14 protein-coding genes are annotated in these 20,490 nt (G+C 62.2%); 6 read left to right on the top strand and 8 right to left on the bottom strand.

Annotated elements, in window-relative coordinates; all coding sequences use genetic code 11:
- The first annotated feature begins 11 nt into the window (after positions 1-11).
- From J8C01_RS04220 to J8C01_RS04210, 3 genes are all read left to right on the top strand, one after another.
- On the top strand, positions 12-512 hold the full coding sequence (locus J8C01_RS04220) for an NfeD family protein (RefSeq protein ID WP_211432493.1): 501 nt from the start codon (positions 12-14) through the stop codon (positions 510-512).
- Between the two features lie 89 nt (positions 513-601).
- Positions 602-1,663 carry an SPFH domain-containing protein gene (locus J8C01_RS04215; RefSeq protein ID WP_014099356.1) on the top strand — a complete coding sequence of 354 codons (1,062 nt, stop codon included), beginning with the start codon at positions 602-604 and terminating at the stop codon, positions 1,661-1,663.
- Between the two features lie 58 nt (positions 1,664-1,721).
- Positions 1,722-3,290, top strand: a complete 1,569-nt coding sequence (locus J8C01_RS04210; protein WP_211432492.1) for an amidase — start codon at positions 1,722-1,724, stop codon at positions 3,288-3,290.
- 32 nt (positions 3,291-3,322) lie between these two features.
- Here the strand turns inward: J8C01_RS04210 and J8C01_RS04205 are convergent, their stop codons facing one another.
- Positions 3,323-6,238, bottom strand: a complete 2,916-nt coding sequence (locus tag J8C01_RS04205) for a TonB-dependent receptor (RefSeq protein WP_211432491.1) — start codon at positions 6,236-6,238, stop codon at positions 3,323-3,325.
- Positions 6,239-6,477: 239 nt separating this feature from the next.
- Between J8C01_RS04205 and J8C01_RS04200 the strand changes: the two genes are divergently transcribed.
- The 3 genes from J8C01_RS04200 to selB are packed head-to-tail and all read left to right on the top strand — an operon-like array spanning position 6,478 to position 9,940.
- Entirely contained in the window at positions 6,478-7,455 is a 978-nt protein-coding gene (locus J8C01_RS04200; protein ID WP_211432490.1) for a hypothetical protein, read from the top strand.
- 16 nt (positions 7,456-7,471) lie between these two features.
- Complete coding sequence (locus J8C01_RS04195) at positions 7,472-8,014, top strand: hypothetical protein (protein ID WP_249355476.1); 543 nt, start codon at positions 7,472-7,474, stop codon at positions 8,012-8,014.
- 36 nt (positions 8,015-8,050) lie between these two features.
- Positions 8,051-9,940 (top strand): selenocysteine-specific translation elongation factor, encoded by a 1,890-nt coding sequence (selB, locus tag J8C01_RS04190; protein ID WP_211432489.1) that lies wholly within the window; start codon positions 8,051-8,053, stop codon positions 9,938-9,940.
- On the opposite strand, the gene J8C01_RS04185 is transcribed toward selB, so the two are convergent.
- From J8C01_RS04185 to J8C01_RS04155, 7 genes are all read right to left on the bottom strand, one after another.
- The gene (locus tag J8C01_RS04185; protein ID WP_211432488.1) at positions 9,930-12,893 is read right to left on the bottom strand and encodes a serine/threonine-protein kinase; all 2,964 of its coding nucleotides are present in this window, start codon (positions 12,891-12,893) and stop codon (positions 9,930-9,932) included. The two genes, selB and J8C01_RS04185, sit on opposite strands and share 11 nt — an antisense overlap.
- A 31-nt stretch (positions 12,894-12,924) precedes the next feature.
- Positions 12,925-14,463 (bottom strand): cobyric acid synthase, encoded by a 1,539-nt coding sequence (locus J8C01_RS04180; RefSeq protein ID WP_211432487.1) that lies wholly within the window; start codon positions 14,461-14,463, stop codon positions 12,925-12,927.
- Positions 14,464-14,662: 199 nt separating this feature from the next.
- Positions 14,663-15,469, bottom strand: a complete 807-nt coding sequence (locus J8C01_RS04175; protein ID WP_211432486.1) for an ABC transporter ATP-binding protein — start codon at positions 15,467-15,469, stop codon at positions 14,663-14,665.
- A gap of 6 nt (positions 15,470-15,475) precedes the next feature.
- Complete coding sequence (locus tag J8C01_RS04170; protein ID WP_211432485.1) at positions 15,476-16,510, bottom strand: FecCD family ABC transporter permease; 1,035 nt, start codon at positions 16,508-16,510, stop codon at positions 15,476-15,478.
- Entirely contained in the window at positions 16,507-17,472 is a 966-nt protein-coding gene (locus tag J8C01_RS04165) for an ABC transporter substrate-binding protein (protein WP_211432484.1), read from the bottom strand. The genes J8C01_RS04170 and J8C01_RS04165 overlap by 4 nt, the downstream gene beginning before the upstream one ends.
- Before the next feature lie 6 nt (positions 17,473-17,478).
- On the bottom strand, positions 17,479-17,997 hold the full coding sequence (locus J8C01_RS04160) for a (2Fe-2S) ferredoxin domain-containing protein (RefSeq protein ID WP_211432483.1): 519 nt from the start codon (positions 17,995-17,997) through the stop codon (positions 17,479-17,481).
- Between the two features lie 12 nt (positions 17,998-18,009).
- A complete protein-coding gene (locus J8C01_RS04155) occupies positions 18,010-20,466 on the bottom strand; it encodes a TonB-dependent receptor (RefSeq protein ID WP_211432482.1) in 2,457 nt (818 codons plus the stop codon).
- Positions 20,467-20,490 lie beyond the last annotated feature (24 nt).

Below are 20,490 nucleotides of genomic sequence, written 5' to 3'. Positions count from 1 at the left end.
GAGGTCAGGCGATGATGCAGGGCATAACAGACTACCTTTGGGCGGTGTGGCTGGTGATCGCAGCTTTGTTTGCCGTGGTAGAGGTCTTCACGGTGACGTTCATAGCCCTGTGGTTCGGCATCGGAGCTGCTGGGGCTGCCCTGGTGGCTGCATTTGGTTTCAGCTTCCCCTTCCAACTGCTCACCTTCGTTGTGGTTTCAACCCTGCTGACGGTGAGCACACGGCGCATCTTCCAGCGGTGGCTGGAACGCTCCACACCGGCGCTGCCGGCACTGGGCGACATCAGCCTGATTGGAAAACGGGGCGTCGTCGTCACGGAAAGCCGGGGGCCGCGCAGCGAAGCGGAACTGGAACTCGATGGCACCGTCTGGACGGCGCTGCCCCTGGGCGGAGATCACCTGAAACCTGGTGAAGAATGCGAAGTGGTACGCATTGAAGGCAACCATCTCTATGTGCGCCCGCTACACCCCCTGCCAGACTGGAGAGCTGCCAGACAAACCCAGCGACAATAAAAAGCTGCTGGGGCGTTACGCGAAGTTTCGTTCGTGAAAAGTTCAGTCGTTGAAACCGTCAGCAGAGCTTTTTGAGGAAGGAGCAGAATATGGAAGGGTTTCTCGTGTTTATCGGCCTCTTCGTGGCAATTACCATTCTGATCATTCTGGCCAAGTCCATTCGCATTGTGCCGCAGATGCAGGTTGTCATTATCGAACGGCTGGGAAGATATGCCGGCATCCTCAGCAGCGGACCCCACATCATCGCGCCTTTTATTGACTCCCCCCGTACCGTCAACTGGACGGGATTTCCGATTGGCATGAGTTACATTGACCTGCGTGAGCAGTACACGGACTTGCCGATGCAGCCCGTCATCACCAAAGACAACGTGACGGTCGGCGTGGATTCAGTCATCTACTGGCAGATTACCGACCCCTACAAAGCAGTCTATGAAGTTTCCGATCTCTCTGGCGGTATCATCCAGTTGACCCTCACGGCCATGCGCAGCGTGATGGGCGAAATGGACCTCGATGAAACCCTGTCCTCACGGGACATCATCAACACTAAACTGCGGACGGTGATGGATGGGGCGACGAACAAGTGGGGCGTCAAGGTGACGCGCGTCGAAGTGCGCAACATCAACCCGCCGGAAGATGTGCGCGTGACAATGGAAAAGCAGATGACGGCCGAACGGAACCGCCGGGCCCTCGTGCTGCAAGCTGAAGGTGAAAAGCAGGCCGCCATCACCCGCGCCGAAGGGGAACGCGAAGCTGCCATTGCCCGCGCCGAAGGGGAACGCCAGATGCAGATTCTCCGCGCCGACGGTGCCGCCCAAGCACGCCTGCGTTCGGCAGAAGCCGAGGCCCGGTCCATTCAGATGGTGGCCCAGGCGCTGGGAGGCGCCGGCAATCCAGCCCACTACCTCATCATGGGACGCTACATTGAGTCCCTGCGCGAAATGGCCCAAAGCCCCAACAGCAAAGTGATCTTTATGCCGGTCGAAGCCTCGGGCCTGCTGTCATCCGTCGGGATGTTCAAGGAGATTTTCAGCAGTGACAGCAACAACGCGGCTCCCTCACCTGCGATGCCCTCACCCCAGCCCCCAGTGCCAGCGCGAACGGTGGTGCCGACAGCACCGGCAACACCACCGCCACAGTACGTTCCGCGCTAAAATGAGAACCGGCGGATGAAGAGTGAGGTACGCCTTTCATCTCCAGCTCAGTGACGTAATGACCGAACGACTTCCCCAGCCGGAAAATCCACTTGTTCAGATGCGTGCGACCGACCTTGTCCGCCGCCTGGCGTCGGGCGAGGTTTCGGCACGCGCCGTCGTGGATGCCCACATCGAACGCATCCAGGCAGTCAACCCACAGCTCAGGGCGGTCGTGGTGACGTGCTTTGAGGAGGCCCGCCGCGCGGCTGACGAAGCCGACGCCCGCCGCGCCCAAGGCGCGCCACTCGGACCGTTGCACGGGCTGCCCATCACCATCAAGGAATCCTTCGATCTGGCCGGGACGCCAACCACACTTGGACTGACACAACGCGCCTACAGCCGGGCCAATCAGGATGCGCCACTTGTGGCCCGGTTGCGCCAGGCCGGGGCGATTGTCCTGGGCAAGACCAACCTGCCGCAGATCGCCATGGCGAATGAGTGTGAGAATCCACTGTACGGACGGACGGTACACCCCCTTGACGCACGCCGGGCGCCCGGCGGGAGCAGCGGCGGCGAGGCTGCCATCATCGCCGCTTACGGCTCGCCGCTTGGGTTGGGCAGTGACATTGGCGGCAGCCTGCGCCTTCCGGCCCACGCCTGCGGCATCGCTTCACTCAAGCCAACCGCTCACCGGTTGACGATGCAGGGGCACGCCGAGGTGTTCCCCGGCATGGAAGCCATTGTCTGCCAGCCGGGACCCATGGCGCGCCACGTGGAAGACCTGATACTGGCCATGCGCGTCCTGACCGCAAACGGACAAGACACCAGCCGCGACCCGGCCGTTCCACCCGTTCCCTGGACAGAGCCGGAAACCACCTCCACACTTCAGGGGCTGCGCGTCGGCTACTACCTTGACAACGGGCTGTTCCGTCCCGCGCCGGCCATCCGGCGCGCCATCCGGGAAGCCGCCGATGCCCTTGAGCGGCGCGGCGCAGAGGTCATCCCCTGGCAGCCGCCGGATGTTGCCGAAGCCTTTGGCCTGTTTATTGGCATTCTGCTGGCCGATGACCTGCGCTACGCGCGCGACCTGCTCGCGGACGAACCAATCTGGACGCCTCTCTGGCCCTACCTGCTTCTGGTGCGGCTGCCAAACGTGGCCCGTGACATGTTGGCCCGCATCGCTGACGTTGCTGGACAGCGCGCCACGGCCCGGCTGCTGCGGGCGGCGCGTTCCCGAACGGCCACCGGATACTGGCAGCTCGTCGAAGCCCAAAAGCGATACCGCGAGCGATTTCTGGCCAAACTCGATGAGCAACGCTGCGACGTGCTGCTCTGCCCGGCCGACGGATTGCCGGCCCTGACGCACGGGGCAAGCGCCTACACAACAGAAGCCGTCAGTTACACGGCGCTTTACAACCTGCTTGGTATGCCGGCCGGCGTTGTGCCGTGGACAGCCGTCGGACCCAACGAAGAAAGCGACCGGCCGGACACGGTTGATCTGACCCAGCGCACAGCCCGCGAGGTTGAGCGTGACAGCGCCGGCCTGCCGGTTGGCGTGCAGGTCGTGGCGCGCCACTGGCGGGAAGACCTTGTGCTGCGCGTCATGCACGCCTTGGAGCAGGAGAGGCAGCCACCGTCAAACTGAACGGAAAGCCGCCCCTTCCTGCCAGACGGGAATCAAAACGTAAAGCGAACGCCAAGCTGTACCTGCCGTGGGCCGCCAAAACGCGCGGTCGAGGGCGCACTGTAGGGCAGAAAACCAGCCGGGTTGAGCGCCGCTGTCGAAAGCGTGCCGTTGGATAACGGCCGCGGGCCTTCGACGATGGCAATCGCATCCACGTCGTAGTTTTTGTTGGTGTTGCGCGTCACGTTGAAGAATTCAGCCAGAAAGTCAAGCCGCCTGGTTTCGCCGAGCCGGAAACTCTTGGCCACCCGCAGGTCGAGGTTGAAGAAGTTGGGCTGGCGGAAGCTGTTTCGTCCGACAACGACGCCATTGATGATGGCGCGGTCGTTGTCATTGCCATCATTGTTCACATCATCCCCGATGATGGCTGTGTAGGGCAGCCCTGACCGGGCGACAATGATGGCACTTACGATGAAACCATAGGGCAGGTCCACCAATCCGCTCAGGTTGAAGTTGTGCCGGATGTCCTGCTTCGACGGCCCGCGCTCCAGCTTGAGGTTGAAGGGGTTGATGGCGAACTCCTGATTGAAGTTCCGCTCGTTGGAGTCATCGTCCATCGTCCGTGAGAACGTGTAGTTGGCTGTCAGTTGGAAGCGGTTGGCATAGCGTCGGGTGACAGTGAGCATGCCACCGTTGTAACTCGAATGCGCCGACGACTCGTTGATGAGAATCGGGCCGTAGTTGCGTCCGTTCAGAATCTGAATCGGACGGAACGCCGTGTTGAAGAACACATAGCCGGAGTTTCCAACAACAACGTAGCCGGGGCTGCCCGGCGGCGGCAGGTTGCGGTTGACGCGCCGCTGCAAATCCCAGGTTGAGTTGCGGATGAACCCAAGCGTCACATTCCAGTGCTGAAACAGTTGCCGCTCAATGGTGAGCGATGCCTGAAAGGACCGTGGATTCTGGAAGTCCGGGGCAAAGCCATAGACCCGCTGCGGAAAGTCAATCGGCGCAAAACCGGCCGGCAGTGTCGTGATCGCACGCGGGAAGGACGGGAAGATGGCCGCCAGCAGCGCGTTGCGGCGTGAGCCGGAAGGGATGTTGTTGGTGTCTATGGCCAGGTTGGCAATGCCGTTTTCGGTGTTGACGCGCTGGAACAGCGTCGCCGGCGTGCGCGCCGTAAACAACCCGGCCGAGGCGCGGACGACGGTCTTTTTGTCGCCGTTGATGTTCCAGGCCAACCCAAGACGCGGCTGCCACTGTTCGAGGTCATTGGGAATGCGCTGGGTTTCAGGAATGTCGGGATTGGGTGAGGCCGGTTGCGGATTGAACTGCCCTTCCCAACGCAGCCCCAAGGTGATGGTCAGGGTTGGCAGGACCCGAATCTTGTCGGTGATAAAAGCGGCAATCTCCTGCTGGACGCCCCGGAAGGTCGCCGGTTCCTGCGGCGTTCCCGGCAGAAAGCCCCGGTAGCGGTTGATGGTGTTCACACCGGCCAGGGCGCGGGTGTAGTTGAGCAGGGCGTTCCCCCCGGTGAAACCATACCGCCCCTGAATAGCGGCGGCGCGCTGCTGCTGCACGCGGTTGATGTTCAGATCGAAACCAAAGCGCAACTGATGCCGTCCGCCGTTGAAGCTGACGTTGTCGGAAAGCTGGAAACGGCGCGTGCGGAACGTCCGCGGCCGGCCGTTGTCTCCCCCCACCGTTCCGACGCCAGCGATGTCAATTTGTGAATCAGACGAGTTGGGTACTTCGTCGCGGTCATCACCGGCGATCTGCCCCCGGATTTCATTGACGAACCGATCCGTCACCACCGTCACCAGGCTTGTCTTGAAGCCGTGGCTCCGGTTCTGGCGCGAGTAGTTGACCGATTCGGCCCTGGTCTGGCGGGCGTTTTCAAAATTGAAGTTGTCACCTTGCAGCCGCGTGTAGTTGTACTGGGTGTTGAGCGTGTTGCGGCTGTTGAGAATGTAATCGCCCCGGACAAACAGCGCCGTCGGGTTGTTGCTGCCGCGTTTTTCGCCTTCGAGGTCGCGCAGCACCTGTGGGAGCGTCTGCCCGGTCGGGACATTGAAACTCACCACAAACGGTACGCGCAGAAAGTTCTGCTCGATGGCCGTGAAGAAAAAGACACGGTCGCGCTTGATCGGGCCGCCAAAGCTGCCGCCAAACTGATTCTGGAGGTTGTCCAGGTCACGCCCAAAGGCGTCCGGTGAGGTCAGAAACCGGTTGCGGTTGAAGTAAAAGGCTTCGCCGTGAAACTCGTTCGTGCCGCTTTTGGTCACGACATTCAGAAAGCCGGCATTGGTGCGTCCGATTTCGGCGCTGGCGCCGGCGCGCACCACCTGAAACTCACGGACGGCTGACTGTGGGAAAAAGAACACGGCTTCATTGCCGCCACGCTGATTCCCCTGAAGCGGGTCGTTGAAGTCAGCGCCATCCACGGCGACATTGGAGTTGATTGAACGCTGCCCGGCGACAACCAGACCACCCCGGTCCTGCTCCTGCATCACGCCTGGCTGGAGTTGAAAAAACTCGGCAAAGTTGCGTCCGCGCACCGGGAGGTCACGAATCGCCCGCTCGCTGATGTTGAGACCGGAGGCGGATTCCTGTACGTCCACAACGCCCTGGTCAGCCGTGACTTCGATGAACTCCCGGACGTTTTCCGTTTCGAGCGTGATGTCCACCCGCTCGGTATTGCCCACCGTCAGCTTGACAAGTTGCCGACCGGGTTGACCACCACCCAGCGCGGCAGCTTCAATCTCATACAATCCTACGGGAAGTACGCCCGCGGCATAGCGCCCATTGGCGTCTGTCGTCACAGTTCGGGTATAACCGGTTTCTTTATTTTTGATGACTACCCTGACCCCAGCGACAGGCGTACCAGATGCCTCCGAAACGATACCTTCGATGCCGGCACTACCGGATTCCGACTGGGCGCTGACAACTGAAAAGCATCCCAGTAGCATCCCAACCAGCCAGAAGCAAAGCGAAGTGTGATGAAGGCGCGCGAAGAAAAGATGTCTCCGGGGAGAACGCTTGCAAGACGGCATAGGCGTCTTTTTCTCCTTTGATGCCAAAACGAAAAGTTCGAGAACAAGCCGTGGAGGGAAACATTGGCGTGAAACTGAAGTCTTACCCTTATGTAACTTCTGTCTTACATAGAGCATCCAAACGACGAGCCCGGAGGTGTGCTCGGGGGTTCGTCATGGCATGCTGTCTGGTGTTGGCGCCTTCGGTGCTGGCCCAGGACAGTCCGCCCCATTCGGAGACATCAGACGACATCAAGCCGCTGCACATCGGCTGGTCGCCCAAAGACATCCCTTCCACGCCTGAACCGGTTGCTTCTTCGTACGCCGCCCATTCCAATCCGCCCACAAGGCTGGTCTTTCCTGTCGCCAGCTTCCCTCAGAAGTCTTTGGAGCCATCCCCGGAGACCAGGGGATACCTGAAGCCACCGGCTTCCAACCCCAAAGGCCCCAGTGAGGGAGCGACAGATGAATCCCCGGCAACGGACCCGGATGAGGTCCCGGCAAAAGGTGATGGGCGGGCCCCGGAAGACCGCTTTCAGTGGGGTGAGGCCCTGCGGCAGGCGGCGCTGTTCAACAGCCTGCAACACATTCTGCGCTTTGCCACCGAAGACGGGACGCGCAAGGAAATCAAAGGCCCCTTTTTCCGGGACTGGTTCCAGTCCGTTCGCAACCTGCGCGGCTGGCGGGACGGGGACCCGTTTCTGGTCAACTACATCGGACATCCCATCATGGGTGCGGCGTCGGGATACATCCAGATTCAGAATGATCCCCGCGGCCGCTATCTGGAGTTTGAGCCAACCCGCAAGGGCTACTGGAAAAGCCGCCTGAAAGCCATGGCCTGGTCAGCCGCCTACAGCACGCAGTTTGAGTTGGGCCCCATCAGCGAAGCCTCGCTGGGCAATGTCGGACGCACACCCCGGCCGGATGGGAAAAGTCCGATGTCCTATGTGGATTTGATCATTACGCCCACAGTGGGCACGCTGTGGCTGATGGGCGAAGATGCGTTGGACAAGCATCTCATCCAACGCTTTGAGAAGCGCGTCCGAAATCAGTTCTGGCGTGGAATCGTGCGCAGTTTTCTCAACCCCGGACGGAGCATCGCCAATGCCATGCGGTTCAAGGGGCCGTGGCATCGGGACCGCCGTCCTCTTTGAACTCACCGGAGTCACCATGATGAAATCAGCTATCAAGTCAGCGCGTTGGCTCATCGGGCTGGTGTGGTTCGGCTGGGTCCTGACGCTGGCCCTCACCACAACAACCGCACTTACCCCGGCACAAGCGGGTTTTCAGACCTACACCAATGCCCGCTTTGGTTATCGTATTGCCTACCCGGCCGACTTCACCCCCCAAGGTGAATCCGACAACGGCGATGGGCAGGTCTTCACCGGCGGAGACGATGCCGAACTGCGCGTCTGGGGCGGGTACAACGTTCTTGGGGAAACACCTGCCAGCGCCCTGCGGGAAGAACTCCGCCGCTGCGCGGAAAACCGGCGGCAGATCACATACCGTACGGTCGGCAGGGGCTTTTTCGTCGTGTCGGGCTACGAATCGGATGGCACGCGGATTTTCTACCTCAGAAAAATTGTCCGCCCATCGCTTCAGGTTGGCTTTGAGTTTGTCTATCCGGTGAACAACCGCGCCCGCTACGACCGGGAGGTTGGGGTCATTGCCAACTCCCTGCGCCTTCCGTCCCGCCAGGCCGGATTCAAATAAGCCCCCCTGCCTCTTTGGCAGGCGTGGACAGTCGGCATGGAACGCAGCGTCATCATCGGCACGGCCGGCCACATTGACCACGGCAAAACTTCGCTTGTCCAGGCATTGACCGGCACCAACCCGGACCGGCTGCCCGAAGAGCAGCGGCGCGGCATGACGATTGATCTGGGGTTTGCCCACCTGAATTACCGGGACTGGCGGTTTGCCTTTGTGGATGTGCCCGGCCACGAGCGGTTCATCAAAAACATGCTCGCTGGGGCCCACGGCATTGACCTGGTGCTGCTGGTCATCGCAGCTGATGAAGGCGTCATGCCCCAGACCGTTGAGCATCTGTCCATCTGCCAGTTGCTGGGACTTTCCCACGGTGTCATTGCCCTGACCAAGTGCGACCTGGTCGAACCCGACTGGCTGGCACTCATCCGCGATGATGTCGCCCGCTTCACCCAGGGCACCTTTCTGGCCGGCAAACCGGTCGTTGCCGTCAGCGCCCACACTGGCGCGGGATGTGAGGCGTTGCTTCAGGCGCTTGCCGGCGAAGCAGCCGCTGTCCGCCCCCACGCGGTCGCCCGTCCACCACGGTTGCCCATTGACCGTATCTTCACCCGGCCGGGCTTTGGAACGGTTGTCACAGGAACATTGATTTCAGGAACTTTCGCCGTTGGGGAAGAAGTCAGCATTGAGCCGGGCGGAATTGTCACACGGATTCGCGGGCTTGAAGTCCACGGCGTCGCGCGCAAGGAAGTCCACGCCGGGGAACGGGTGGCCCTCAATCTCACGTCTCTGGAGGTTGGCGACCTGCGCCGGGGCGATGTCGTCACACCGCTGCACCGCTTCCATCCAACGTCGCGCCTTGACGTACAGCTTGAACTGCTGGCCGACGCACCCGGTCCACTGACGGATAACACCCGCGTACGCCTGCACCACGGCACCAGCGAAGTCATGGCGCGGGTGACGTTGCTCGACGGTCGGCACGAGCTGCCCCCCGGCAACGTCTGTTTTGCCCAACTCCGGCTGGAAGCGCCTCTGCTGGCCCTGCCCGATGACCGGTTCATTCTCCGGCGCTACTCACCGGCGACAACCATTGGCGGCGGCAAGATTCTCGATGTCCATCCACCGCGCCGGCGCGGCCGCTCGCGGCAGACGGATGACGTTCTAAAACAACTGGCGGCTGGCGGCGACCAGCGGCGGATGGCATTTGTCCGGCGCACTGGCGCGACCGGGTTGACGCTTGCCGAACTGGCCAGCCTGACCGGCGACAGCGATGCCGAACTGGAAGCCTTTGCCCGCCGCACCCCGGAGTGTGTCTTCCTTGGCCCGGCCCGGCGTCTGGTCGCACAGACGGCCCTTGACCAGCTCTGTCAGAACATCACCACCACGCTCGAAACGCTCCACCGGGAACGCCCCCGCCAACCTGACCTGCCACGGGAGGAAATCCGCCAGCGGACGGCCCACAACCTGCCAACGGAAGTCTTCCAGCATGCCGTCACCCGGCTTGTCCACGAGCAACGGATTGTGGCTGATGCGCATGCCATGCGCCTGGCCAGCCACCAGGTACAACTTTCTGCTTCCGATACGGCGCAGAAACAGACCGTGGAACAACTCTGCCGCCAGGCCGGATGGCACATGCCGACGCTGCCTGACCTGTGCCGTCTGACCAGCCGCCCGGAAGGGCACGTACTGGCCGACGTTCAACTGCTCCTGACCGAAGGGCGGCTCGTGCGGGTCGGGGATTTTTTTCTGCACGCTGAAGCCGCGGCCGAACTGCTGGCGCGCCTGCGGCAGGCAACAACAAAAGGTGAAACCCTTGATGTGGGCGCTTTCAAGGTGCTGTTCAACCTGCCGCGCAAGTACGCCATTCCCCTGCTTGAATGGCTCGACCGGATCGGCGTCACCCGGCGCTATGGCAACATCCGCCTTATGGCTTGATGTCCGGCGCGGCCGGTTCGGCCAGAGTGGGGGCGTGGGCGGAGCCTTCCAGGTGGCGGGGAGCGGGCAAAGTTGGCATATCGTCGGCTGACGCAGGGTTTGGCGCAGCGGCTGGATGCACCGCATAGAACTGTAGGGCCGGGATGACTGCCGCCTGAAACTCGGCAACCGACGCATACCGTTCTTCCGGCTCACGCGACAGGGCACGGCGTATGATCGGCTCCAGCCGCTTCGCCTCCGGTGTCGCCCCCAGAGACAGACGCAGGGCCTGATTTCTGACAGCGACGACATACTCGCTGAAGTTGCGGCGCGGGAATGGCACATCACCTGTCAGCACCTCAGCCAGCATGACGCCCAGCGAAAAGATGTCGCTGCCGGCGACAGCTTCACGCCCCATGGCCTGCTCTGGCGCCATGTACCCCACCGTTCCCATCACTGTGCCCGGGCGCGTGATGGTCTGCTCGTCTTCGAGGCTGGATTTGGCCAGCCCAAAGTCGAGCACCTTGATTACCGGCTGGCGGCTTTCAGCGGAGCAGTCATCGCAGATGACCACATTTTCGGGCTTCAGGTCGCGGTGGACAATCCCGGCCGCATGCGCCGCTTTGATCCCCTCAAAGATTTGGTCGAACCAGAGCGCCGCTGTTGGGCCGTCCAGTCGTCTGCGCTGGCGCAGCTCGGCCCGCAGGGAGCGTCCCCGCACCACTTCCATGACGAGGTATGCGCCGCCAGCACCCGTGCGCCCGAAGTCATACACGGCCACCAGATTGGGATGGCGCAGCGCCGCCGCCGTGCGCGCCTCGCGTTCAAAGCGGCGCAGTGCCGCCGGATCGCCAAACAGGTGCGCCAGAATGACCTTGATGGCCACCGACCGGTTGAGGCGCAGATCGTGGGCCAGATAGACCGCGCCCATCCCGCCCTTTCCCAGCAGGCTGTCCAGGCGGTACTTCCCTTCGATGACCCGCTCGACCGGCAGAGACAGGGTGAGTTCCGCCCGGTCATCGGCGCAGAGGTTGACGCTGGCATCGTAGCACAGGCCGCACACCGGACATTCCTTGACCAGGTTGATTTCCTGCTCATCGAGGCGCGCCAGCACTTCGCGGCGCATCCGTTCGACCCGCTCCACATGCGCCCGAAGCCGGGCGTTGTCGTGGATGATACCAACCTGTGCGCCAATGGCCTGCAGGGTCTGGCGATCAAGCGCCGAATAGGGTTCTTCCGATTGTTTTTCCCCCAACATCATCAAACCGACGAGCCGCCCATCGGCATTCTTCATCGGCACGAGCAAAGCGGCCTGCACCTGTTCGAGAATGGACAGTTCAAACACACTGAGCTGCGCTTCCGGTGGCAGCGGCACATCCTGGGCACCGGTCGCCAACTGCATGTAGTCCGCCAGCGGAGAACGCTCCGGCAGCGACAGATACCGGCTTGGCCTCTGGGTCTCCGCCAGGGTTTCCTGCCCCGCCGCTGTAGAGAGAAACACCAGCCGAAAGGTTTTCGGATGCAGCGCCGCCGTGATTTCCCGCGTCACCAGGTCAGTCAGCTCGTCCAGCGAGGTCTGTTGCTTGAGCTGTTCGGGCAGCTCGATGAGCAACCGCTCACGGTCATACTGGTCACGAAAGAAACGGCGATCGATCCACTGCTGCAATGGCGCCTGGAAACGCAGGGCCAGTGCCGCAAAGATGCCCAGCGCCACTGAAAGCGGATTCGTCAGAAACAGCTCACGGACGGTCAGATGCGTGTTGAGCAGGGCCATCAACACCAGCCAGGCCAGCGGGACGACAACCAGTGCGGTCAGGGCGCGTTTGGCCAGGGCGTACTGTACCCCCCGCCGGACGATGACCTTCACATCGAACAGCCGGTGGCGCACGATGGTGTAACCCAGTGTCACCGGGATGGCGATGTAGGTTATCTCGGAAAAAAAGGTCAGAAGCTGGTAGGTTGGATTGGCGGCCAGCGCCCCGCGATACGCTCCAAAAACCACCTCGACGGCGGTCAACACGGCAAAGGGAGCAATACCGACCAGCGTCCCATACACGGCCCACTGAATTCGGCGGCGGTCGTCTGGTTCCTTCAAACGCCGGTAGTTCCCGGTGACAACCACAACCAGCACGACAAACCCGGCCAGCAGGTACACCAGCGCCAGTGGGTCAAGGGCATAAAAAACCGTCCCGAAGCGAATCATCAACTCGATGGCCTGCGGCCGCCCCTGTACCGTCACCCAGTCCAGCCAGCGATACCCACCCCCGATGAGCGCCCCAAGTACGTAGCCAAGCACAATGACCGGACGCCATACCGCAGCCAGCCGTGCGCGCGACGGGAAACGGGCGTAGAAGTGCACCCCCAGCGCCAGGAAGATCGGGTACGACGTGACCATGGCATAGAACAGGGTCAACTCCACCGTTGAGAACAACGGCGCGACCGGTTCCAGCATGCGAAAACAGGGAATGGCGGATGTGGCAAAAGCGGCCAGCGCCGCCAGCCGCGCCAGTCCGTCTTCCGGGCGCAGAAACCCCAGAAAGAGCGCAAAACCGGCAAACGACAGCGTGACGAGGCCGTATGCCAGCGCGTGCCACACGAGTTGCCACTGCCAGCGCAGAGACGCGGTCAGGGTCAGTTCCCGCATCTCCGCCCCCCGGGAAACCTGCAGGGTGTAGGTCTGCCCCGGTGCGATGTCACGCAGGTGCAGCCATATCATCCGGTCGCGGGCGATGGGAAACAGCCGCGTGTCGCCATTGATGGCCACCAGCCGCCAGCCGTCCACCTCGCGCAAGGACTCATCCCTGGCCGCCAAGGCATAGTGGTCAGCTTCAACCTTGTACTGCCACCCGAAATCCTTTTCATACCCACCGTAGCGCCCCAGAACAACTATCGCAAAGACGATGTAAAACAACGCCACGGCCGCCAGGCCACAGGTAACAACGGTAAATGGATGGCGGGTGAGGCGGAATCTCATACGTACGAGGGGAAGGAAAGCTTGGGGGCGATCAGACTACGAGCCAACGCTCTATCTGGTTCAGGTCAAGCGCCGTACGCAAAGCCGCCGCCAGATCGTCCAGGCGTTGCCGTCGCTCTGACCGGTAGCTGTGCAGGCTTTCGGCCGGCGACAGATGACACATGCGGCGGACAGCCGCGATGAAGTGATGCCGGAAATTGTCGTCATCAAACAGTCCGTGCAAGTACGTTCCGATGATTCGTCCATCCGGTGAAACGGCGCCATCCACGACCTGTTCCCCGGTGGCGCGCACTACGTCGAACAGCCCTTCAGCGCCGGGGGCATAGACGGTCTCGCCCAGATGAATTTCATAGCCTTCGGCGCGCAGGTTCGGCGTCGGCTGCCCAAACAGGGTCGGCGGCCGCCAACGCCCGGTGGCCGGCGTCGTCCACTTCTTAGACCGCAGCACGGTCACAATGGGCAGGCATCCCAGCCCCTCATCCCAGCCACCGCCTTCCGCGCCGGTCGGGTCTTCAATCCGCTGCCCAAGGATTTGCATCCCACCGCAGATGCCCACCAGCGGCCTGGTTCGGGCATGCGCCAGCAGCGGCGGCACAAAGCCACGTTCGCGGAGGTAGCGCAGGTCGTGCAGGGTTTGCTTCGTTCCGGGCAGGATGATGACATCTGCCGCCGCCACGTCTTCAGGACGTTCCAGAAAGGCCAGGGCCACGGAAGGCTCTGCAGCCAGGGCATCAAAGTCCGTGAAGTTCGACATCCACGGCAGCGCGATGACACCAATGCGCAGCGGACGTTCCGGCGTATCCGGCAGGCCGCTCCAGACACGGGCCGGTGTCCGGCGGTCTTCGAGCGCCACGCTGTCTTCCTCATCGAGCCTGAGGTTGGGCAGATACGGGACGACGCCCACACATGGCCGCTGCGTATGAGCTTCGAGCATGGCCAGCCCCGGTTCGAGCAGCTTGCGGTCGCCCCGGAACTTGTTGATGACCGTTCCACGAATCCGCGCGCGGTCGGCTTCGTCCAGCAGGACGAGGGTTCCAACCAGGGAGGCAAACACTCCGCCCCGGTCAATATCCCCCACCAGCAGGCAGGCGGCATTGGCCGCGTGTGCCATGCGCATGTTCACGATGTCGTAGTCGCGGAGATTGATTTCCGCCGGCGAGCCGGCCCCTTCGAGAACGATGAGATCAAACTGTTCAGCCAGGCGGGTGTAGCTTTCCAGAACGCGCGGGAACAGTTCCCGTACCCGAAAGGAAAAGTAATCGCGCGCCGTCAGGTTGCGCCACACCTTGCCCTGAACGACATACTGCGCCATGTGATCGGATGACGGCTTGATGAGAATCGGGTTCATGTCGGTCGTCGGGGCCAGTTCGCAGGCTTCGGCCTGAAGCGCCTGGGCCCGGCCGATTTCTCCGCCGTCGGGTGTGGCCGCCGAGTTGAGTGCCATGTTCTGCGCCTTGAACGGAGCAACGCGCCAGCCGTTCTGTCTGAAGATGCGGCACAGCCCGGCCGTCAGCAGCGACTTGCCCACATGGGATGCCGTCCCCAGCACCATCAGCGCCCGCGCCGGCATGGTGAACACCTCCTCTGTCTGCGTCTGTCCGGGTATGTCCCGAAAAGTGGGCTGCCAAAGAGAACCACCGTGCTTTTAGCCATGATGTCCACGGCAAAGCCAGCCCTCTGTGGCGAGCAGCCCGGCCATTCCGGGCGACGCTCCCCCAGACACTTACGGCAAAAACATGCCTGCCCGATGCACGGGTCTGTTCAGAGGACTAGCGCGGATACTCCGCCACTTCAGCGGCAACCGGCCCCAGGTGAAAGACAAAACTCATCCACCCGCCGCGTGACCGGTACATTTCCACCTGTACGCCAAACACGTCGGCCAGCAGGCGTTCGTTCATCACCTCTTCGGGCCGGCCCTGCGCCACACACCGCCCCCCCTGCATCACCGCCACCCGGTCAGTGTAACGGGCAGCGGCATTGAGATCGTGGACGGCCATCACGATGGTTTTGCCTTCGCGGGCCAGCCTTCGGCACAGCTCGTAGGTTTCAAGCGCGTGCGCCACATCCAGACTGGCCGTGGGTTCATCGAGCAGAATCGTCGGCGCTTCGGTTGCCAGGCTGCGCGCAATGAGGACGCGCTGGCGCTCTCCGCCGGAAAGCTCTGTGACCAGCCGCGCGCGCAAATCCAGGATGTCGGCCCGCGCCATGGCCTGTTCAATCACGGCGCGGTCGTGCGCCCCTTCCGGCTGGAAACGTCCCAGATGTGCGTGCCGTCCCATGGCGACGATGTCGCGTACGGTAAACGCAAAATCCAGATGCGTGTCCTGTGGCACGACGGCGATCTTGCGTGCGACTTCCCGGCGTGACCACTGGCGCAGGTCACGGCCTTCCAGATAAGCCACACCACGGGTTGGTAACAGCAGCCCGGCAAGCAACCGAATCACCGTTGTCTTCCCGGAGCCGTTCGGTCCGATCAGGGCCAGAAAGCTGCCTGGCGGCGGCGACAGGGAGACTTCGCGTACAATCGCCTTGCCATTCACCTCAAACCATACGTCGTTGAGTTCGAGAACTGCCATAAAGCTTCACACCGTGGCCGCCCACGTGCGCCGCGACCGGATGAGCAGGTAGAGAAAGAACGGCCCACCGACCAGCGAGGTGACGACACCCGGACGCAAGTCCGACAGAGACGCCAGACGGCACACCATGTCAGCCACCACCAGAAAGGCCGCTCCGCCCAGAAACGCCGCTGGCAACAGACGGCGGTTGTCCGGCCCCATCACCAGACGCAACAGGTGCGGCACAATCAAGCCAACAAACCCAATGGCCCCCACGGCCGAGACCGCCGCCGCCGTCACCAGCGAAGCCCAGACAATCAGGTTGCGGCGCAGCGCCGGCACGTCAATCCCCAGCGACAGCGCGGATTCTTCACCGGTCAGCAGCAGGTTGAGTTCCCGGCCGTGCAGTGCCAGCCAGACACTCCCCACTAGGGTCAGCGGAAATACCAGCGCCACGTGGCCCCACGAGCGCCCTTCAAAATCCCCCATCAGCCAAGACAGCATCTGCCGCCCGACCTCCCACTGGCGCAGCGACAAAGCGAGCACAAACGAGGTCAGGGCCGACACGATACTGCCCACGGCCACCCCGGACAGCAGCAAAGTCGTGACCGACAGCCGTCCGCGCCCGCTTGACGCCAGAGCATAGACGACAAACGTGCAGCCGAGCGCGCCGATGAAAGCGCCTGTCGGAGCCAGCAGCATCGAGAAGGTCGTCGCGCCAAGATACAGCGCCGTCACCGCGCCAAAAGCTGCTCCGGCTGAGACGCCGATGATGCCCGGCTCGGCCATCGGATTGCGAAAAATCGCCTGCATCACGGCCCCGGTCAGCGCCAGCCCGCCTCCGACCAGCGCCGCTGTCAGGACGCGCGGCAGACGTACCCACAACAGGACAGTTCGCTGCCACGCCGGATAGTCACCTTCGTTGCCGGTCAGGACATCCCACAGGATGCGCATGGCGCGCAGCGGCGGCACATTTGCCGTCCCCAGAGCGGTTGCCAGAATGACCACCCCGGCCAGCAGCAGCGCCAATCCGGTCAACATCCATGCGTCACGGCGCGTCATGGCGAATTCTGCTGAAACCGGTCAGGATGCAGCGCCCGTGCCATAGCCCACGCCGCCCGCGTGTTGTAGTGCGAGTTACAGAGCAGCAGGCTTGAAGGCAACGTCACCACCCGGCCGGATTTGACGGCCCGCACGTCCTGCCACACCGGGTCCTGTTCGAGTGGTTTTGGCGGAATGACCAGCCGCATACCGACGGCACCGTGCGCGCGACCGCCGGTGTCGGGTACAAAAATCACATCCGGGTCCATCTCAATGACCGTTTCGAGGGCGATTTTGCCCCACGCCTTGATGCCGGCTTCCCGTGCGGCATTGCGCGCGCCGGCCGCATGAAGTAACTCGTCGGTGTAGGTGCCAATCCCGGCGGTGTACCCATAACCGCTCCCGATGTAGAGCGCCCGTGGCGCTGGCGCATCAGCCACAATGCGGCGGATAGTCACCAGTTCACGATTCATCCCGGCAATCAGGTCTTCCGCCCGCGCCGGTTCGCCAACGGCGTTGCCAATAAGCCGGATGTTTTCCTGAATTTCGCTAATCGTATAACCACGGTTGATGCGTACGACACGCACACCGCCCAGCTCAAGCAACGACACGGTTTCTGCCGGGCACGCAGCCCCAACGAAGACCACATCCGGTTCGAGCGCCAGAATTTGCTCGACCCGGATCGGATTGGACGCCACCCGTCCCGGAATCTGCGCGGTGCGTTCCAAGATGTTGCATAGGCCCGGATTGTCGGCATCCTGGCTGAGCGCCAGAATCCGCTCCGGCGCAACCATGTCCATGACGATTTCATTGACATTGTATTCGGTTGAAATGATGCGTGATGGGCGCTGCGCTGCGGTGTTGTCGCTGTGGTGCGGCATCGAAAGCGCAGCTTTTTGCCAGGCAAAGCCGTACTTCCCGGCCAGCGCCGACAGCCCCAGCGCCAATACCACCAGTCCCAGATTGGCCAGAAGTCGTGTCATGAAGGCTTACCCGGACACCTTTCCGACAGCTGTCACCTGTCCTGCCGCCGGGTCTGCTGAAGGCGGTTGCGTCAGGTCACTCCGCTTCTCACTGCGCCAGACGCCGGGTGAAGCGGAATCAAAGATGTGGCGGTTGAAATGCCGTGCCGCTAGCGCGCCGGGCGGCGGGAGATACTGCCCGGCAGCCAGCATGGCTTCGAGGTAGTCAAACACCGCCATCACGGTCACTTCATCGTTGATGGAGTGCAGCCAGACCGTTTCTCCGCCAAACAGAATGAGAGCGACATTGGCTAACGGACACGGCCCTAGACAGCCTGTAACCGTCAGGTGAATGCGCAACCGAAGCTCCCGCGCTTTCCACTCGCGCTTGTAGGCGTCGAGCGGTACGGCTGGAACACCACGCTCCGTCTGCCCGCAGCAGCAGCCCTGGCAGACAAAGAGCTGCCCCTCGATGACGCGCAGCTCTTTGACAACGCCATCAGCGCGCACCACATCGAGGAAACGGTCTGGCGGCCTGGCTTCCATTTCGGCTACCACCTAGAACTGGAAGGCTACGCCACCACGCCCCACGACGCCCGGCGCCAGCCAGCCGTTTCCGGTGAAGAAGCGCCGGTTGAACATGTTTTCAACCTGGCCGTAGAAGCGCAGCGTCCGGTCATTGCCAACCGGAAGGGTGTAGCTGCCCATCACATCAGCTTTGACATAGCCCGGCACTTCAAACGCCCGCGACCGATTGACGGCAAACAGCGATGCATAGGTGCTGCTGTAGGCCGCCAGGTCAAAGTTGATATTGACGCGCTTGCCGAGTGCCTGATTGGCCACAAAGGTGAAGGTGTGTTCGGCAACACCAAAGATGCGGAAAAAGCCGCGTACAGACACATCGCGGTCCGTGCCGGCGCTAGTGTGGGTGTAGGAACCATTCAGCGTCAGCGTTGTTGTGGGACGCGCATTGAAGCTGACTTCAACGCCGCGTGAAATGCCGCCCGAACCGTTGATGTAACCCGAAGATCGCCCGTAAGGGTCGGTAGCCGGATTCAGTACGCCGCTCGAATCAAAGGCCGTAATCTGCACAACGCGGGTGTAAAAGCCGGTGATGCTGATTTGCAGCCGGTCGCGGAAAAAATACTGGTCCACTCCGGCGTCAAACGAGTTGTACCGGTCCGGGGCGAGGAACGGATCGCCATAGGGCGTGAAGTTGACCAGACCGGTGCGGGGATTGTTGAAAAAGCCGCCCCCGAAGCGTTCATAGAGCGCCGGCGCGCGATAGGCATTGCCCACGTGGGCGCGCAGCTTGGTCCTGGTTGTCGGGACGAAATACGAAGCCGAAATGTCTCCGGTGTAGGCCGTTGGCGGCGCCTTGAGCTGCACGTTGGCGTAGGCACTGGTCGTCCCGGTCGCCACAAACGTGGGACGGTTCAAACGGAAGCCCTGCGTCCGTCCCGACAGGGAAAGCTGAAGCCGGTCTTCGAGCAACCGGAACTGCGCCTGAAAGTAGCCGGCATGGGCGTTCTGGCTGATGTTGGTCTGTACGTTCACCCGCCGCTGGGGATCGGGCAGGCGGTTGTCCTGCCGGTCAAAGTAGGCTTCGTGTTCAAACTCGTAGCCGGCCGTAAAGGTGAACCAGCGCGCCGGCTGCCAGTTGACCCGTGCATCCACGGTGTCAATGTCGCCGACATAGTTGAGGAAGTTGGAAGTAACCGGCTGGAAGCCAAAGCCGCCGGGGCCGTTCTGAAAGACGCGCGCCGTATGCACCCGCTGCCACGCCACCCGGTAGCCTACCGTCGGGTTGATGGTGTGGTTGAAGATGACCGCTCCCATGGCAAAGTCAGACGACCGGCGGTTGTCCGGGTCCTGCCGGTTGGGAATGATGGTCGTATCTCCCCAGATGATTTGGGATGGCGGCACACCGGCAATCAGCCGCCGTACCTGGTCAGCCGGCAGAAACCGCGCCGGAATGACGCCGACCGTGGGAAAGTTGGCCGCCGGAATGCCTGCCGTCGTTGGGCTAATCTGAAGAGCCACAAAGTCGTCTGAGGCGGTGACACGCCCGGTCAAAGAGATGTTGGGCGTAAAGTCATAGCGCAACATTCCCTGGACGCCGGTGCTGCGCGTGGGTGTCCAGCCGTTGACGCCGCGTGTGACGTTCAGGTGCATCGTGGCAAAACTGTACGTGAAACGGTCGCCAGCCAGCCCGCCTTGGAGCTGAAACCGTCCGCGAAACAGCCCCAAGCCGCCGCCTTCCAGTTGCAGGGAACCGGTTGTCGGTCCGCCGCCGGGATTCGAGACGATGTTGACGACGCCGCCCACGGCATTCGTCCCGTAGAGCGACGAACCCGACCCGCGCAGAAACTCCACCCGTCCGAAATCCACAAAGTTGAGGTTGGACATAAACGATGTGGCATCACCCTGTGTGGTTGAGGCATCGCGGAAGCGCAACCCGTCGTAGAGGATGGCTGTGGCATCCGGGCGCAGCCCCCGCGTCCGAAGCTGGGTAAAGGCGCCCGGACCGCCGTTGTTGAGAATCTGGATACCCGGCGCGGTGCGCAGCACCTCGTAGAGGGCAAACTCATTGCGGTCGAGGATTTCCTGGCGGTCAATGACAGTGATGGCCTTGGAGACCTCATCCACGGTCTGGGGCGCACCAGCGGCCGTGACCACCACGACATCGGCAATTCCTTCCACCTTGAGAGTAACGTCGGCAGCCTCGCCGGGTGTGACGCGGCGCGTTGTCCGGGCAAAGCCGGGCGCTTCGGCCTCGATGAGGTATTCGCGTCCGGCCACGTTTTCAAAGGCATATTCGCCGTTGGCACTGCTGACCGTCGTGAGCCGCACACTGACATCACGCCCCTGCAGGGCCACTCTGGCATTGGGAACGGGGCTTCCCTGTTCATCCAGGATGCGTCCCCGAATGGCATTGGACTGGGCTGCGGCGCTACTGACCAGCAGCAGCCACCAGGCAGCGCCAAGGATCAGACCACGAAAGATGGAACTCATGGCAGGTTTTTCCTTTCATTTCAT

Source organism: Chloracidobacterium sp. D (genome assembly GCF_018304685.1).
Lineage (GTDB): Bacteria > Acidobacteriota > Blastocatellia > Chloracidobacteriales > Chloracidobacteriaceae > Chloracidobacterium > Chloracidobacterium thermophilum.
The sequence above is the reverse complement of the archived record's forward strand: the minus strand, read 5'-3'. Positions and strand labels throughout refer to the sequence as shown.

Coding starts and splice junctions, on each gene's coding strand:
- J8C01_RS04220 (WP_211432493.1), top strand. CDS start 12: ATGATGCAGGGCATAACAGACTACCTTTGGGCGGTGTGGCTGGTGATC.
- J8C01_RS04215 (WP_014099356.1), top strand. CDS start 602: ATGGAAGGGTTTCTCGTGTTTATCGGCCTCTTCGTGGCAATTACCATT.
- J8C01_RS04210 (WP_211432492.1), top strand. CDS start 1,722: ATGACCGAACGACTTCCCCAGCCGGAAAATCCACTTGTTCAGATGCGT.
- J8C01_RS04205 (WP_211432491.1), bottom strand. CDS start 6,238: ATGCTACTGGGATGCTTTTCAGTTGTCAGCGCCCAGTCGGAATCCGGT.
- J8C01_RS04200 (WP_211432490.1), top strand. CDS start 6,478: ATGGCATGCTGTCTGGTGTTGGCGCCTTCGGTGCTGGCCCAGGACAGT.
- J8C01_RS04195 (WP_249355476.1), top strand. CDS start 7,472: ATGATGAAATCAGCTATCAAGTCAGCGCGTTGGCTCATCGGGCTGGTG.
- selB (WP_211432489.1), top strand. CDS start 8,051: ATGGAACGCAGCGTCATCATCGGCACGGCCGGCCACATTGACCACGGC.
- J8C01_RS04185 (WP_211432488.1), bottom strand. CDS start 12,893: ATGAGATTCCGCCTCACCCGCCATCCATTTACCGTTGTTACCTGTGGC.
- J8C01_RS04180 (WP_211432487.1), bottom strand. CDS start 14,463: ATGCCGGCGCGGGCGCTGATGGTGCTGGGGACGGCATCCCATGTGGGC.
- J8C01_RS04175 (WP_211432486.1), bottom strand. CDS start 15,469: ATGGCAGTTCTCGAACTCAACGACGTATGGTTTGAGGTGAATGGCAAG.
- J8C01_RS04170 (WP_211432485.1), bottom strand. CDS start 16,510: ATGACGCGCCGTGACGCATGGATGTTGACCGGATTGGCGCTGCTGCTG.
- J8C01_RS04165 (WP_211432484.1), bottom strand. CDS start 17,472: ATGACACGACTTCTGGCCAATCTGGGACTGGTGGTATTGGCGCTGGGG.
- J8C01_RS04160 (WP_211432483.1), bottom strand. CDS start 17,997: ATGGAAGCCAGGCCGCCAGACCGTTTCCTCGATGTGGTGCGCGCTGAT.
- J8C01_RS04155 (WP_211432482.1), bottom strand. CDS start 20,466: ATGAGTTCCATCTTTCGTGGTCTGATCCTTGGCGCTGCCTGGTGGCTG.